Raw genomic sequence first — 16,043 nt, 5'->3', positions numbered from 1 at the left:
GAAAAATGATCTCGGCTTCCGATGTCATCCAAGGTCACTTTTCACCCGAATTCGGGCTCCTCAATTTAGAGCCGAAAAACGACAACGTCCCGGCGCAAGAGCGCGCCGGGACGATGCAGAGGAAGCCGTCGTATCACTTCGCGACCGGCGTGCAGGTGGCGGTGTAGGTATCGCTGCCGATGGCCACGGTCGCGTTCAATTGACGGGCGGTGCCGCGCTCGAGGGCGAGGTGGAGATTCAGCGAGGTCCGGCCTTTCGACCTGAGGGCGATGTCCGCGCTGTCGTCCAGATCGAGGCTGGCCTTACCGGTGTATTTGCGACCGCCCGTGGTGAAGGTGGCGCTCACGGCATTTTGCTTGCTGATGGTGACGAGCAACTCGCCGCCGGTGCTTTCTCCGCTGGTCGCCGTGCCCTTGAAGCGGCCGGTGGCCGGGGAGAGGAGGGCAACGGTGCCGGTGGAGACACCGCCTTTGCCATCGAGGACCTGATAGGTGATCTTGCGGCTGGCGGGATCCGCCTCGGTGGTCGTGAAGCGGAGGCGCGGGCCCTTCGGGGTTTCGGCGATCGTCACGGTGGCACCGACGACCTCGCCGATCTCACCCAGAGTCAGGCGATCGCGATCACGGTCGCGGTCGTTGGCCAGGACGTTGATGACGATCTCGCGCTTGCCATCCACAGCCTTGGCCGGGAGCCAGGCCTTATCGGGCTTGGCGATGGGGACGAAGTTCGAGGGCAGCGAGAGGTCGCGGAAGCGGAAGCTGCGGGCCGCCGCTTTGCCGGCCTTGGCTTTGGCCTTGGCTTGGCCTTTCGCCTTGGCGTTGGTGGCCGTGCTGCGGGCCGCGCTGCCGTCCTCCTCGGGATAGCCAGCGACACCGTAGACAAGATCGTCGTTACCGACGACGAGGCTGCGGCTGCGGGAGCGATAGTCCATGCCGAAGTCATGGAGATAGGTGAGGCCCTCGCCCGCGACATAGCGGTAGCAGAAGCCGCCATCGTCCTCGCCTCCACGATAGGTCACGCCATAGATGCCGTCCGCAGTCTGGACAATCGAGCCGGGATTGATGCTGTCGCCACCTTTGCCGTCGACCTTGAAGTCGACGATTTGGGTTTTGGTGCCCGCGAGATCCAGATGCACGAGTTGCTTGCCGGTGGTGACGTAGAACCCGCCGGTGGTGGCGACGCACTGGAGGGCGTTGGATTGCTGCGCGTCAAAATTCGCCAGCACGGTGATTTCGCCCGGAGCGTCGTAACGGAAGAAATTCCCGTAGGAGGCGATCAAGGGAGGCGATCCGACAACAGGTACGGCCTGGGGAGTCCCGCCGACCAGGGTCACCCCGTAGAGCTTTCCATCGGAGCCCAAGGCGAGCGATTGGGGCGTCACCGGCTCCTCGATTCCGCCGGGATCCGGCTGGCCGAAAGTATAGAGGGTCTCGTAGGTGCCGCCGGTACTGACGCGGAGGATGGCCCCCTTGCCAAACTGCCCGCCGTTTTGCGCGACGCCGTAAAGATAGCCGTCCGGAGCGAAAACCAGCGAGTTAATATAGCCGCCCTCGCCCGGCGCCTGGCCGATGTCGTGAACCACGCTGAACACGCCATCGGCGGAATAGCGGTAGATCGTCCCGCTGGCATAAGCGCCACCGTCCTGGGTGGCACCGTAGAAGGCACCGTCCGGGCCGAGGACGAGGCCCGAGGTGGGGTTGGCCCCGCCGTAGTTGGCGATGTTGTCATCGGCGACGCGGGAGAAAGTGTGGAGCACTTCGGTCTGTTGGCCGGGGGCGATCCGGAAGATCGCACCGCCGTTGTTCGCCTGCGCAAAACGAGCGACGCCGTAGAAGTAGCCGTCGCCGGCATTCACCAGGTTGAAGGAATCGAACTTGGTTTTAATTATGTCGATCTCCTCGAAAGACGGGTCGTCGGCCCAAACAGCCAGGGGGGAAAGAGGAGCGCGGTGAATGTCAGTAGTTTTGGTAGCTTGTATGGCATGGCTCGCGAAGCTAGGTATACAAGGGATTCCGGCAACGCTCTTCGCGTGAATTTCCCATGAAGGAATTGTCATGTGAATTTCCGGTGAAGAAATGGCAGGCATATCTATGAAGACACACGCCGACGAAGTGCGGCGGATCTCCGCATAGTCCATCGAGCTTCACCAAGTCATCTCATCCAACATGCTCCGCCCGTTTGCCTTGGTAATCCTTGAGGGTGGCCGCGATGAGTTCCGCAATGACCGTTGATCCGCTGCGGACGCAAAACAGCCGCGGGCTACCCCGCGGCTGTTTCCCCAAACACTTGCTGAAACTGCGATACGTTAACCAAATCAGGTGGCCGGCAGCCCGTCGGACATCGAAGCCCTGGCCGGCAGCGGCTTGTCCTTGCGGCGCAGCGCCTTGCGCATCTTGGTCAGCGCCACGTTCTGGAGCTGGCGGATGCGTTCGCGGGTGACACCGAATTCGCGGCCGACCTCTTCGAGCGTCAACGGCGTCTTGCCGGTGAGGCCGAAGCGTTCGTCGATGATCCGGCGCTCGCGCTTGTCGAGCACGTCGAGCAGGCCGCCCAGCTCCCCTTGCAGGTTCCTTTCGGACAAGCTTTCCAGCGGATCCTCGGCGCGGTCGTCGCCGATGATTTCACCGTATTCGGTCGCTTCGCCTTCATTGATCGGCGCGTCGAGCGAGGTCGGACGTTGCGAGGCCTGCTTGAGCATGGCGAGCTTGCGGCGGGGCAGGCCGACTTCGTCGGCCAGTTCCTCGTCGGTGGGCTCGCGGCCCAGCGCTTCGCCAAGCAAGGTCGAGATCCGGCGCATCTTGGCGATCTTGTCCACCATGTGGACGGGCAGGCGGATCGTCTTGCTCTGGTTGGCCAGGGCGCGCTTGATCGACTGCTTGATCCACCACGCGGCGTAGGTCGAAAGCTTGCCACCCTTCTGCGGGTCGAAACGTTCCACCGCCTTCATCAGGCCGATATTGCCTTCGGAAATCAGGTCGGAAATCGGAAGCCCGTAGCCGGAGTAATCCTGCGCGATCTTCACGACGAGGCGGAGGTTCGCCTTGATCATGTGAGTGCGAGCGTCGTTGTCGCCCTTCTTGATCTTTTTGGCGAGCTTCACCTCTTCTTCAGGGGTGAGAAGCGGGGTCCGCGAGATCTCCCTAAGGTAGACCTTCAAACTGGAGTCGGAGTCGTATGACATGGCAGGGGTCCCAGTGCTCCTGGGTTCTAATGGTTAAACGCCGCAGCGCCTCGATTTATTCCTAAAACCACCCTCGTAATTGTACTTACATCGTGAAGACGCAGACGGGAGCAATTCGTTGATGATACCTAGCATTGCGCGTGCCCTGCCCTCGTTTGCAGCCTTCGCCCCTTGTCCTTCAAACGATTGCATGAATGTGCGATACAACTTGCTCCTATGGAGCACCCGAAAAGGGTGTCAAATTGCCACGCAGGGTGCGTCACACCGGTCAATATGCAACGCCGCATTGTCACACTCGGATCGCTTGGCACGTCGCGCAAGCGGTTTTGACTTCAAGGTCTACGTAGAAACCAGAAATCCGCTTTCTCCGGCTCGCCCGCAGCGAGCGTGAGTGCCGGGTCCGAGTCGCCGCAAGCGACCAAGAGGGGTCGATCACTCCCGAGAGTGCGCCATGCGGTGGCCAGGAAGGCGATGGAGTCTACGGGATCGTAGCGCGAAACAGGCACGCGCCGGATCATGAAGTGACCGGAGGCGGCGAGCTCTTTCAATACCGCGGCTTCCTCCGCGGAAGGAGCTTCGGGCCTCCCTTCTCCTCCCGGCAGGTGGCGGATTTCCGCCGCCAATTGGGCTTGGGTCCGCTGGTGCAGGTCGCTCACCGCCTCGCGCGAGCCCAGCAGGCGGCCGGCATCGACGAAGCCGCGCAGGGCCGGCAGCAGCAGGCGTAGGGCGCGGTCTTCATCCGCGAGTTCAAGATGCGCGGCTGCCACCAGCGGGAAGAAGTGGCGGCCGCGGCCATCCTCGGACTCCACCAACCGGATCAGCACCGCCTCGCGCTCGCGGAGCCAGAACAAGGAATGGCGATAGGGCGTGACCGGAGCCGCTTCCGACTGCTCGCGGGCGGCATTCGCGGCGAGGCCCTGAAGGTAGAGCAGGCGCTTGCAGGTTCGCAGCGTGGGGGTGGCGAGCCCGAAGTCATCCATGTGGTCGTTCCACGCCGGATGCTTGCCGAAAAGGGCGAGCGCCAAGCCGGAATTCCCCCGCCGGAAGTCGCGGAGGAAGTCCTTCTGGAAGGCCGGGTCCATCGCGGTCAATTGTCGAAGCTCGACGGGCGGGAAACGGGATAGGGACTCGGGAAGGTGAAGAGGAGCGTGAGCTGCTGGCCGAAGGCGGTGAGCACCGGGATCTCACGGATGGCCGAGGCGTTGTTACCGGAGCGGCCGACGATGAAGTCGAGGGTGCCCCAGGCGCCGCCTTCGCCGACCGAGGACGATGGCATGCCTTGCGCGGCTTCCCACTCGACCGTGACCTTGATCGGATCGGCAAGGGAGAGCGGGCCGATGGGCACGCGCTGGCCGGCGGGCTTGGCTTGGAGTTCACCGGGTGGTTTGCCGACCTTCACATTGCGGATGCCTTGGGCGATGATGGTTTCCTTCTGCTTCACGAAGGGCGGCATTAATTGCCAATCGCGATCCTGCTTGACCACGGCCGGGATCAGGAAGGCTCCGATCTGCGCCTCGACGGAGACGACACCAAAGCCGTCATCGGCGACCGCGGCCTTCGCCTTGGCGATGACGTCGAAACGCGCGCGGCGGTTCGGCTTGGGATTGAGAAGGTCCAATCTCAGGGGGCTGAGTGATTCCTTCAGCTTGTAGTGGCGGCTACCCGCAAAGAGATTGTCGCACGATGCGAAATCTCCTGCCAGCAGGCTGATGATCTGGGCGGCGCGGCTGAATTCGGGGCCGGGCGGCAGGGCGGGTGAACTTCTCCCGAAGGGTGCTCGGAAGATGAGGCCCTGCTGGGCCTTGAGCGCTTCGGCGAAGGGGCCGTCGAGATACTTCGAGTGGAGCCACTCCTTGGTTCCGAGATCGAAATCGAGGGTCAGGCGCTTGCCGCGCTCGCCAAGTTCGTTGAGCCGGAGCTGGAGCTTTCTGGCGGCCTCGGCGCGGGCGCGGACCTTGGCCGGATCCGCCGCGGCATCGGGCTTTTCTTCCGGCAGCTTGGGAGCTTCGGGATAGCCGGGGATGACTTTGCTGCGATCGTCGACGCGCTTGGCCAAGGCATCGAGCATCACCTGAAGCTGGCCCGGTTGCGGGGCTTGGAACTGGCGCACGAGTTCGTGGTCGGGAGCGCGCAGCGGGTAGTGCTGGAGCAGGGCGTCGAGGCGCTTGCGGTAGTGCGCGGTGCCATCATCGGCGGCATCGAGATAAGCGGCCCAGAGGATGGCCTTGGGGGATTCGGGATCGAAGCTGCGCTGCTTGCCTTCGAGGGATGCCCAGACGGGGTCGGCTTTTCCGACGACCTCCAGGAAGCGGCCCAATTCCGTGGCGAGCAAGGAAGGAACCTTCGGGAGCAGGTCGCGCAGGCGTGAGTCGAACTTCGCGTAATCAACCCGGCGCATCGAACTGGCGACGGGGCCGGTGATCTCGTCGAGCGCCTTGCCGGCATCTTCCATCCCGGCAAGGGATTGCTCGAGCTTCTTGAAGTCGTCCCCGGCCTGCAGGCCCAGCCACAGCTCGTCCTCATAGACCATCAGGTCGCTGGCGAGCTTCTCGCGGCGCTGGCTCTGGCCATCGTTTTCAGCCTGCTGGTTGTCGATGGTGATCTTGTGCTTGGTGAAGAGGTTCATGCCCCGCGAGAGCGCGCGGTAGGGCGGCCCCTCCGCCATCCAGCGCATGCGGTCGAGATCACCGGAGTCGACCTCGGACCATGCCTCGGCGATGAGGCGGTTGAGTTCCTTCTCGATCGCGGCGGAGGCTTCCGCCTGCTTGCCTTCCGAGCCGAAGGTCACCGGCGCGGCGACGCGGTAGATCGGGCCGAAGATCCGGGCGACGTCTTCCTGGGAGGCGATCGCGCGGTTCTCGTTGATGCAGGCCTCGAGCTCGACCAAGGAGACCGTGGCCGCCACCTGGTCGGTGGTGCCGATGGTGCGCGGGGTCTTGAGCAGATTCTCGCGCGCGGCCTGAAGCAGGGGGCGGATGATGCTGCCTTCGAGGATCACGATGCGCGCCCGCTCGCGGTCGTGGCTGAGCTGGCGGTAGGCGGGCAGCGGGGCGAAGTAGCGGCCCCAGCCGAGGCCCTTCTCGACTTCCGAGGAGAGCTTCTGGTGGTAGGCGACGCGGGTGAACTCGGAGTTCATCACCGGCTGGTCCCCGGCGTAGCGCCAGGCACCCTCCGGGCCGCCATGGTCGAAGAGCGGCAGGAAGGTGCCATTGTCCCAAGTCTGGTTGGCGAGGTTCCAGAGATTGCGCTCGGCGGCGAGACGCTTGTCGAGCTGGCGGCTGGCATACCAGCCTGTTAGAAGAAGCAGCAAGAGCACCGATGAGGTGATCAGATAGAAGCGCATCAGCCGGTTGCGCAGGCCGCGGCCGATATTGGTGAGGCGGGTGACGAGGCCGTTCTCGCGGAAGAGCTTCTCGAGGAAGAAATCGCGCAGGAACATCGACTTCTCCGTCTGGTAACCGCGGACTTCCGGCAGGCGGCTGAGCGGCAGGTTCAGGGCGGAGGCGAGTTCCTTGTCGAGCACCGCACCCTGGCGCAGGGAGCTGGTGAAGTAGATGCCGCGGAAGAAAGGCGGGCGCTTGTTCTTCCAGCGATCGGAGTGGAAGAGGATTTCGAGATACTTTCCGAGCGGGCTGAAGAGGCGACGGAACTCGCCCGGGAAGGCATAGACGGAATCGAGGAAGTCGAGGCGGCGGAGCTCGGGGCCGCTCGGCCAATTGGCTCCTAACAGACGGTCGCGAACCCGCTGCAGACGATCGGCGAGCGGATTAAGAACGGAGGCGGTGCGGGAGGGCTCGAAGGCGTGATCGAGCGGATCGGGATTCGACCAGCCGAGCATCTGCGGCTCGAAGGCTTCATTGCCCGGCGCATCGAAGAACTCGCGGAAGCCGGTGATCAGGTCGCACTTGGTGACCATGACGTAGACCGGGTAGCGGAGGTCGAGCGATTCCTGGAGCACCGCGAACTGCTCGACGATGCGACCGGCCTTTTCTTCGAGGTGGCGCGGGTCATCGATCAGCAGGCTGTCCGCGGGGATCGCGAGAACGAGACCGGTGATCGGATAGTCGGGCCGGTAGTGCTTGAGCTGGTCGAGGAATTCCTCGAACTGCGCCTTGTTGGATTGTTCGAGCAGCAGCGCGCCGGCGGTGTCGAGGATGATGGCGTCGTTCGTGAACCACCAATCCATGTTGTAGGTGCCACCGACGCCTTGCAGCAGGTCGTTGATGCCCTGCGGGAAGCGGATCGAGCTGTGGCGGATCGCCTCGGTCTTGCCGGCACCCGGCTCGCCGACCATCACGTAGAGCGGGAAGCGGGTCAGGTTCTTGCCGCTATCGGTGAGGGTCTTGAGGCCGGACTTGAACTTGTCCCGCAGCTCCTCGCGGCGGGAGATTTCGGCGGGATCAGTGGAGGAACCGCCGGCCATGGTGGAGGCGGTGAGCTGCTGCTCGAACTTCGCCGCCTTGCGCATCGAGAGCCAGCGGAAGAACAGGTAGAAAAGGAGACCGATGATGATCAGGCCTGCGACGATGAGAGCGAAGATGAGAAGACCCCAGATCTTGAACTGGAGGTAGGCCATTGCGCCCAAGGACGCGAGGGTGAGGACGCAGACGATCAGCAGGAGCAGGCCGGGGAGGCCCAGACCGGAGGAATGACGAATTCCGAATTTCCGAATGACGAATGAAGTGTCTTCGGAAGATCGGGGGGCCGTGGATGGGCGGTTCATTCCTTCACCTCCTTCGAGCGGTCTTCGAGGGCTTTGCCTTCTTCGGCGCTGGTCCAGGGCTTGAGGTCCTGGGAGGAGCCGATGATCTGGCGGAGTTCGTCCGGCAGGTTGCGGTTGAAGCGGAGGTAGGCGTAAAGATAGAGCGAGCCGCCGGCGAGGACGGCACAAAGTACGGCGGCTATCGTAGCCAGCTTGCGTTCCTTGGGCGGGCGGACCAGGTCGCGCTCGTCGAGGCCGAGGTAGGCGGGCGGCGCGAGCTTGGCCGGTTGATCGAGATCGATGAACTGGCGAACCTTCGGCTGCATTTCTTCCATCAGCTCGCGGATCCGGTCCGGGGTTTCGATGCCCTTGAAGCCGAGGCCGAGGCAGGTGTAGTAAACCATCAGGCGCTCCGCAGCGGCGGGTGAAGGCGGCTCGCGCAGGGCCTCCTTCAAGCTATCGAAGAAGGCCTGGTCACCGTGGCGGCTCGCTTCGTAGCCGAGGCGGTTGTCGTGCCACTCTTCCGACTGCGGCGATTGCAGGACGTGGCGCGCCATCATCCCGTCGATGAAGTGTTTGATCGGCGTGTGCAGGCGCTGGACGTGATCGGCCAGCAGCGGATCGCGGCGGGCCATGTCCGAGAGTTCCGTTAGGATCGTGATCGCCCGGCGCCGCAATTCCGAGGGGTCGATGCGCGCCCGGTTGCGGGCGAGGCGGCTGGCCTCGCAGATGAACTCGAACACGGGCTGATAGAGTTCGTGGGCCGTCACGAGGTGCGGGTGGGGATGGGAATGATGAAGGCGATCTTGAAGTCGGAACCGGCGGCCCCTGAGAACTGGATGCAAGCGGTGGTGTCGTTGGTCAAACGCTCCCAGAGTTCGCGGCTGTCCTCGGCGAGGATGCGGAAGTAATAGAGGCCTGGATCGCGAGGCAGGCCGAAGGGCAGGCTGCGGACTTCCTTCATCTTGATGCCGCGGACGGCGACCTTGTCGCGCGCGACCTCGCCGGGCAGGAGCTGGAATTGCGAGGAATCCTCGACTAGCGTGACCAGATCGGAGGCGGGCCAAGCGGAGCGCACGGCCAGGAAGAAGCTCGCGGCCTCGTGGAAAAGCTCGGCACTGACCGGCGCGATGAAGCGGCGGTCTTCCTTCACGAAATCCACGCTGCGGTAGCGCTGCTTCGGTCCCGTGAGATACTTGCGAATCCGCGTCACCAATTCGGCGAAGGACGGGTAGGCATTGGTGTGATCGTAGGCGGCGCTCGTGAAGTCCTCCTGGTCCGGTTCCAGCGCGGCGAATTCGCCTAACAGCTCGCGCAGGTGCAGGTAGAGATCGAAGGGCGCGATATTGCCCTCCTCGACGATCGCCGGGATCGTGCCCTCGAAGCGAGAGAGGATGCGCAGGCGGAACAGGTAGCGCAGCGATTCCGGGCCGAAGGATTCGCCGAGCGGCGGATTGTCCACCAGCAGCGCGGAGAACTCGCGCCGCACCGCTGTGATCCGGCTGCCCAGATCGCGCACCAGTTCGCTCACGCCCGGCATCCCCGCGAGGGTCAGCGCCCCCGGAACGAAGGCCGGATCGCGGCGCGGAATGTCCGGCAGGTTCTGGCGTTCCGTCCGCGTGATCCGCAAGACCGGCAGCAGTTCGTAATCGTGGCGGCGCAGTTCGGGGCCGTCTAACAAGAGGCCCGCGTTCAGGCGGCGCAGCTCCAGGACCTGCGGGTGCTGGCCGGTGTTCTCGTCGTTCGTCTCGCGGCGGGCGATCGTGTAGCGGACCGCGGAACTACCACTGTTATCTTCCGCGACGTTCGGGCGTTCCTCAAACCAGACCGGCAGCGCCAGATGAATCAGCAAGGTTTCCTTACCGCTGCTGAAGGCTTCCTTGATATGGAGCACAGGCAGGTCGGCTTCCTCCGGGAAACGCAGCAGGGTGCCACCGGGCAAGAGGACATGCAGCTTGCGGAAGCGGACCTGGAAATTTTCAAGATCGTCCTCGGCCAGATCCATCTCAATCACCCCGTAGGGATGGCTGCCGCCCAGGCGCGCGACTTGCTCGATGCGATGATGGACGCCGCGCTGGAACTGCTGGAGGTGGTGCGGCTGGAGGAAGAGGCCTTCGCGCCAGTGAATGTAGTCGGACATTGAGGATTTTTGGGAGATTGGCGATTTGGCAATTGGGCGATTGTGGTGCTGAGCCTCCAAGGTCAGTGCGAGCCGGTGCCGAGCATCGAGCCGGTGCCTTCCACGAGGTGGCGGAAGAAACTTTCGGACAGGCGGGCCGCGGTGAAATCGGCACAGCGGTATTCGTATTCGCGCCAGAAGCGTTGCTCCGGCTGGCCGCCGAGCGGGCCGCGCTCGGTGCGCCGGACATCCGCGGCGATCCGCTCCGGCGCGAACTGGTCCAGCCAGGCCGCAGCCACGCGGTCGAGCGCGGCAGGCAGGGCTCCGAGCATCGCGACCAGCACCTGGCCGCTCTGCGTGACCGAACGGCTGTAGTTGGCAAAGGAGCCGCCGGACCGGCCTTCCAGCAAGCGCGCGGTCTCCGCGAAGAAGCCGGCTTCAAAAGGTGCTTTAAATTGCGATTTCGGCGCGGCGGAGCCCCAGATCTTCCAAAACACCGACTCCACACCTCCGAAGGTATCGATCAGGAGCGCGGCGGTCTTGACCACGTTGAGCAACTCGAGCGCTTCGGCGGAGCGGATGTCCAGCTTGCCGGATTTCAGCACCGTAATGGCGAGTTGCAGGTGCGGCAAATGCTCGGTCTCGCAGCGCAGGATCGCCCGCAAATCCGGTCCCGCAGACCCGCTGGCAGCAGGAGCGTGCGCTTCGATCGCAACCCGCAACCGCGCGGCAAGGGTGGCCGCTGCCGCCGGATCGAGAGCGGCGAGAGCTTGGGAAAGCTGTTCGACGAGATCCGTCGTAGCAGTCGCGGGCAGGGGCGGCGGCATCCCGGGTGCAGGCGGAGAAGGCGGCGGCGGCGCACTTGCCACGGGAGAAGGACCATCGGCCGGGAAGAGCTTCAGCATCTCTTCCAGATGCCCCGCACGCTCGTGCGCGGGAAGCTCTTCCACCAGCTTGCGGAGTTCCTGGCGCACGTACTCGCGCCGCCGCGCCGCGGGCAAATGCGCGCTGCTCGACTGCAACGAGCGCAGCCGCCCGGCGCTGCTAGAGGGCCCTTGAGCATGGTTTTCTAAGGCCATGGTTCTTTTTCTAGACGACTGCATGATGGTATCCCATGTTCGGGGCTGGCAATTCCGTAAGTTCAAGATCGGCCAAATTCTTCGTTTTCCTATCTCGTGAAGCCGGACCCGGGACATCCGCGGACTCCATGGCGGCGCTGCCTTCTGGCGGCGCTGCTACTCACCGGCATCGCCCGAGCGCAGGATGCAACGCCTCCTCCCGCACCGGCTCTTGATGGCGGCGTGCTGCGCAAGGACATCGAGATCCTCGTCGACATCTCCGGCTCGATGGATTCCGCCACCGCCAACGAGGCGATCGACGTGGTAACGGACCTGATCCACGGCCAGCTCCACCGCCCGACCTCGCCGCGGCAGGACATCCACAAGCACTGGGAACCCTACGAAGGCAGCGATCCCAAGATGCTGGGCTACCTGCGGGTGGAGAATGCCGACAAGACCTTCAACTATCTGGGCGTCGACTATTTCCGCCGCCTGCTGACCGGCGAGGGCCAGGTCGAGCCGCTGGCCGGGGAATTCGACCAGATCAATATCACCTACTTCGGCGACCGCTCGCGGACCCTCGATCCCAAGAGCCGCTTCAGCTACCGGATGGGCGACCTGCACCGCATCAGCGACCTGACCCGGACCCAGGAATTCCGCGACGGGCACACCAACCTGCGCCTCGCCATGGCCCAGGTCCGCAGCCGCAAGGGCAGCAAGGCCGGCTACTATCTCTTCGTGATCTCGGACGGTCAGGACGATCCGGAGCCTAACGAGAAGGACGTATCCCTGTTAGACAACTGGGGCCCGGACCGCTTCCTGAAGGACGACCACGGCATCGTGGTGCTGGCCCACCAGCCGCCCGGAATGGTGGGCCGCAAGACCAAGCCCTACATCTGCATGGTCGCCGCCGGCTTCGACCCGGTGGCGGAGTCGCAGAAAGTGGTGGCTCAAGGCCCGGAGGCTCCGAAGATCGAGGGCGCGATCACCCTGCTCGGCGGCCTGGCCTCGGAAACCCCGAAGATTTTCCGCAATCAAGCACCGTACCTCGCCTGGCAGGTCGAGCGCGACACCAAGCTGCCTGACCAGCCCGGAGACTACAAATTCCGCGTCATGCTCGAGGACCGCGACGCCCCCGAGGTGATGGTCTATGCGCTGAACATCCCGAACTGGCAGGGCGTCTCACGCATTTCCCTCGATTCGGCGACGCTCTACGACGACGCCAAGGGCCGCGGCCTGCGCGCCGCCGAACTGCCCTCGGGCAACTGGGTTTTCACCATCGAGGAGCAGGAAGGCCGATTGAAGCCGACGAGCGGGACGATCGTGGTCGAGCGGAAACGCGACTCCGCGCTGGCGATCGCCTCCTTGGCCGGGCTGACCTCGCTCCTGCTTTTTGCTTACTCATGGTGGGCAGTGCGGCAGCGGCGGACCAAGGTATGACTCCGGCAAACGTGAAAACGGTGGCGCTCGGCGGGCCGGATGCCGGGGAACTGGCACTGGTCGTGTTCGGTGCCCAGGCGGCTGGCGACCGGACCGAGCCCTTCTGGCTGCTCCGGCGGCATGCCGAGGCCTCCGTCTATCTCGGCGCGCTGCTGGATGCGACCGGCTCGATCCACGAGCTGCTGGAAATCTGGGTGCAGCGGATCGAAGGCTTCATGGCCAGCCAACCGGTGCTAGCGAAGACCTGGACGAATGCCGATCTCGACAAGCGCTGGCTGGAATTGCGCGAGGAGATCGCGCGGGCCGATGGCATGGCCACGCTCCGCCTCGGCATCGAGCAAAGACCCGCGGCCCCGCTGATCCTCGATATCGCCCTGAAGCCGACCGGCGAAACGTGGGAGCTCTGCCGCGACGACGAGATCCTCAAGGCCAAGGGCCTGTCCGCCTACAGCGGCTCGCTCCACCGCTACCTCTGGAATCGCGCGGATGATCTCTGGTCGGTGGCCGGCACCAGCACGCCTGCGGGCGAAATCGTTCGCCCCTTCACCGAAGCGCTACCCGGTCGCCGCAGCTTCAATCCGGAAGGTGGTAAAATCTTCTGCCGTCCGGCGGGAGTGATCGGTTGGCGGGAGTTCGCGGCCATCCTGCGCGGCGGCGTGTGGAATCCCGGTGTGCCGGAAGAATGGCTGGCAGTCCTGCCAGGCGTCCACGGCGAGCTGGCGAAGGAACGCGGCAGCGACGTCGCTTGGCGGCACTTCCTGCTCCCCGCAATGGGCGAGGAAGCGGGCGATGCGGAGGTCACTTATCTGCGGCTGGCGCTCCTTTACGGCGCAGTGGAGGCGGTGGCGAAAGCGACCGCCCGCCGCGGCTCGCCCTTCCTGAACCTGAGCGATGAGCATTTCGGAATCCGGCTCGGCGAGGGCGGCCTGGGCCTGCCCGCGCTGTGGTCGGCACGCGTCGTCTTGAATCGCGGCGGCGGTGCCGTGGTCGTCACCAGCGAAAAAGGTGGCAAGCACTTCCTGCCGGATGTGACGGCCACACCCGGTCCCTTCCGGATTGCCGGGCCGGTCGACAGCCGCCGCCTGACCGGCTCCCTGCGGATCAGAAAGGTTGCCGAGGTGGTCGGCGGCAGGGCGAATGTGGAAGCAACCTTGCAGGCCGACGATTTGCTCGATGGCCAGGAAGGCTACCGGCTGGAGATCGTCTTGGAAACCGGTGCAGGCACGCGGGTGCTGCCGGGCGAGATGACCGCAGGCGGCTCGCCCCGGGAATGGCTTTTCGCAGGCTCCGCATCGGCGGAGGGAAAAGAGGAACTCGTCGAGGGCGCAGCCTACCCGAAGGTCGAGGTACTGCTGCACCCGAAGCTCGGATCCGCCTGCGACCTCTATGCGCTGGGAATCCTGGGCCTACAGCTTTTCCTCACCACGGAGGAGCGCAGCCTCGCGGTCGTGGCGGACGAAATCCTCATGCTGCGGGACCGTTTAACAACTGGTGCCACTCTGCCGGACGCGGCCCCGGACTGGTTACGCCAAGAAGCGGGCGGAGCCCTCCAATGGGAGGCTCTGGCGCTCCTGCTGCGGATGCTAGGCGGCACCGGCAATGGCTTTTTCAAAGGCCCCGGCGACCGCTTGGACGAGTCCCCGGAAGCGATCTACCGCGAGCCGCTCAAGCTCTTGGAAGACCTCCTGCGGCGGGCCCGGGCGTCCGTATTCGGCGAGGGCGGGCGGAACCAGGAAATCCGCGACGAGATCCGCCTCCTGCTAGAGGAGCTGCGCCAAGGGGCCTGAGGACCGAACACGAAATCGCATCGACGGCACGGCCAGCGGATGACAGCTTCACAGTGTCGGGTTACCCTTGATTCAGGATTTATGGAGTTCACTACAGAGGATGTTGGCGGCGTGGCAGTCGCGCGCTTGAAGGGAGTGCTCGATTCCGCGGGCGTGGTGCGGATGCAGGAGAAGGTGGAAAGCCAGCTGATCGGCCGCGAGCGCAAGGTGGTGCTGGATTTCAGCGAGATCGACGCGCTCGACCCGATGGGACTCGCCGAGCTGCTGCGGCTCTCGCGCTGGGTCAAGGAAGGCGGCCTGCGGCTGCGCGTCGCCCATGCCGCGGCCCACGTGGAGGAGGCCTTCCGCGACAACATGATTTCCGATGTGGAGTTCTTCCGCGATGTCGCGAGCGCGACCAAATACTCGGTCGAAGCCCCGCCGCCGCGTCCGATCGAAAGCACCCCGCCACCCCCTCCCCCGCCCAAGCCGGCGCGACCGAAGGCAGGCTTCCTGAAGCGCTACTGGTGGCTTCTCGCCGGAGTCGGCCTGCTCGTCCTGGGAGGCGCAGCCGCATTCCTCATCTCCTCCGGCCTGCTCGCCGACAAAAAGGTCGAGTTCCTAACAGAGGATGGGAAGCCGTGGACCAGCGATATGAAAATCAGCCTGAAGCCCGGGGCGGAAGAGGTGCTTCGTTTCAAGGTGAAGAACGCCGGCCAAATCCTGCCGATCACCAATGACGATTGGATCGAAATGCGGATCGATGGTGGTGGCGATGGCAAGACCCGCGATGTCACCTACAGCTTCCGGCCGGAGAAAGATTTCGCCCCCGATGACACCTTCTTCTACGTGACCGCCGGCGAAGGGAAGCCGCGGGTAAAGTCACCCAAGATCAACTTCAGTTCCGACGTGAAGGCCGTGGAGGCGAAGTTCCTCACCGAAGATCGCGATAGCGACAAGACCGCGGACGGCAAGGAAGGCTTCGTCCTCGCCGCCGGAACCGAAGGCGAGGAATACGGCCCGGACGGCATCCCCGCCACCGGCGGCGCGAAGCTCCATTACCGCGCGACCGGCCATGAGGAATACGGCCTGAAGTTCGATCCGCTCACCGGACGCTTCTCCGGCAAGCCAACGAAACCGACGCCCGAAGGCCGCGCCGCCATCACCATCACCGCCACCAACGAGGTGGGCGACAAGGTCGTCACCGCGCTGCTCTTCATCGCGAAGAAGAAGGAAGTGGAGACGAAGCAACAGGTGGTGAACACCTTCAGTGAGGAGATCAAGAGCCGCTTCACCCTGATCGAAACCAAGGCGCTGGAAGCCGAGAACATCGCCCTACTCTTCACCTACAAGGACATGATCCTGAAGCATGGCGAGGGCGACATCCTGAAGGTGGGTCCGGTGTTCTTCGGCAAGGGCGAGACCAAGCTCTCGGTGGACGCCCGGCGTCGCCTCGATAGCGAATTCGAGAGCGCACGGTTCCGCGAAATGGCCGCGAACCCGAAGACCTTCTACTTCGTCCTGGGCTTTGCCGACAAAGGCAACACCGCCGACCCGGTCAATCGCCGCATCATCCAGGACCGCGCCGGCAAATTGAAGGACTATCTGGCGCAGCACCTGGGCTCATCCTACAAGTTGAGCGCGGAGGATTTGAAGGAACACGTGCGCGTGATCCCGATGCAGCCGGTCCCGAGCGATCCGCCGGTGATCTTCGATTCCCCCGAGCGCGCCCGGGCTGGCGAAATCTGGCTGGTGAAGGACCCCCGCAAGTAAGCAC

At 64.2% G+C, this 16,043-nt stretch carries 11 protein-coding genes; 4 read left to right on the top strand and 7 right to left on the bottom strand.

What is annotated here, in order from left to right; translation table 11 throughout:
- Window positions 1–5 precede the first annotated feature (5 nt).
- Window positions 6–167 (top strand): hypothetical protein, encoded by a 162-nt coding sequence (locus tag ABWK72_RS20170; RefSeq protein ID WP_367871380.1) that lies wholly within the window; start codon window positions 6–8, stop codon window positions 165–167.
- Here the strand turns inward: ABWK72_RS20170 and ABWK72_RS20165 are convergent.
- The 7 genes from ABWK72_RS20165 to ABWK72_RS20135 form a co-directional block, all read right to left on the bottom strand.
- On the bottom strand, window positions 134–2,056 hold the full coding sequence (locus ABWK72_RS20165; RefSeq protein WP_367871379.1) for a choice-of-anchor tandem repeat GloVer-containing protein: 1,923 nt from the start codon (window positions 2,054–2,056) through the stop codon (window positions 134–136). The genes ABWK72_RS20170 and ABWK72_RS20165 overlap by 34 nt on opposite strands.
- A 258-nt stretch (window positions 2,057–2,314) precedes the next feature.
- Window positions 2,315–3,181, bottom strand: coding sequence for an RNA polymerase sigma factor RpoD/SigA (locus ABWK72_RS20160; RefSeq protein WP_367871378.1), 867 nt, complete (start codon window positions 3,179–3,181; stop codon window positions 2,315–2,317).
- 332 nt (window positions 3,182–3,513) lie between these two features.
- Window positions 3,514–4,263 (bottom strand): hypothetical protein, encoded by a 750-nt coding sequence (locus ABWK72_RS20155; protein ID WP_367871377.1) that lies wholly within the window; start codon window positions 4,261–4,263, stop codon window positions 3,514–3,516.
- 5 nt (window positions 4,264–4,268) lie between these two features.
- Window positions 4,269–7,904 (bottom strand): type VI secretion protein IcmF/TssM N-terminal domain-containing protein, encoded by a 3,636-nt coding sequence (locus ABWK72_RS20150; RefSeq protein WP_367871376.1) that lies wholly within the window; start codon window positions 7,902–7,904, stop codon window positions 4,269–4,271.
- Window positions 7,901–8,653 (bottom strand): DotU family type IV/VI secretion system protein, encoded by a 753-nt coding sequence (locus ABWK72_RS20145; protein WP_367871375.1) that lies wholly within the window; start codon window positions 8,651–8,653, stop codon window positions 7,901–7,903. Before ABWK72_RS20145 ends, ABWK72_RS20150 begins: the two co-directional genes overlap by 4 nt.
- Window positions 8,650–10,023 (bottom strand): type VI secretion system baseplate subunit TssK, encoded by a 1,374-nt coding sequence (gene tssK, locus ABWK72_RS20140; protein ID WP_367871374.1) that lies wholly within the window; start codon window positions 10,021–10,023, stop codon window positions 8,650–8,652. The genes ABWK72_RS20145 and tssK overlap by 4 nt, the downstream gene beginning before the upstream one ends.
- Window positions 10,024–10,085: 62 nt before the next feature.
- Window positions 10,086–11,081: a hypothetical protein gene (locus tag ABWK72_RS20135; RefSeq protein WP_367871373.1), complete on the bottom strand. Its 996-nt coding sequence runs from the start codon at window positions 11,079–11,081 to the stop codon at window positions 10,086–10,088.
- A 96-nt stretch (window positions 11,082–11,177) separates the two neighbouring features.
- On the opposite strand from ABWK72_RS20135, the gene ABWK72_RS20130 reads away from it, so the two are divergent.
- The 3 genes from ABWK72_RS20130 to ABWK72_RS20120 all read left to right on the top strand — a co-directional run bounded on the left by ABWK72_RS20130 (window position 11,178) and on the right by ABWK72_RS20120 (window position 16,039).
- A complete protein-coding gene (locus tag ABWK72_RS20130; RefSeq protein ID WP_367871372.1) occupies window positions 11,178–12,500 on the top strand; it encodes a hypothetical protein in 1,323 nt (440 codons plus the stop codon).
- Window positions 12,501–12,511: 11 nt separating this feature from the next.
- Complete coding sequence (locus ABWK72_RS20125; protein ID WP_367871371.1) at window positions 12,512–14,287, top strand: hypothetical protein; 1,776 nt, start codon at window positions 12,512–12,514, stop codon at window positions 14,285–14,287.
- A gap of 81 nt (window positions 14,288–14,368) precedes the next feature.
- Window positions 14,369–16,039 carry an STAS domain-containing protein gene (locus ABWK72_RS20120; protein ID WP_367871370.1) on the top strand — a complete coding sequence of 557 codons (1,671 nt, stop codon included), beginning with the start codon at window positions 14,369–14,371 and terminating at the stop codon, window positions 16,037–16,039.
- Window positions 16,040–16,043: the final 4 nt, after the last annotated feature.

Source organism: Luteolibacter sp. Populi, from assembly GCF_040801775.1.
Lineage (GTDB): Bacteria > Verrucomicrobiota > Verrucomicrobiia > Verrucomicrobiales > Akkermansiaceae > Haloferula.
Note: the sequence above shows the minus strand (reverse complement) of the source record. Positions and strands in the feature narration are given on the sequence as shown.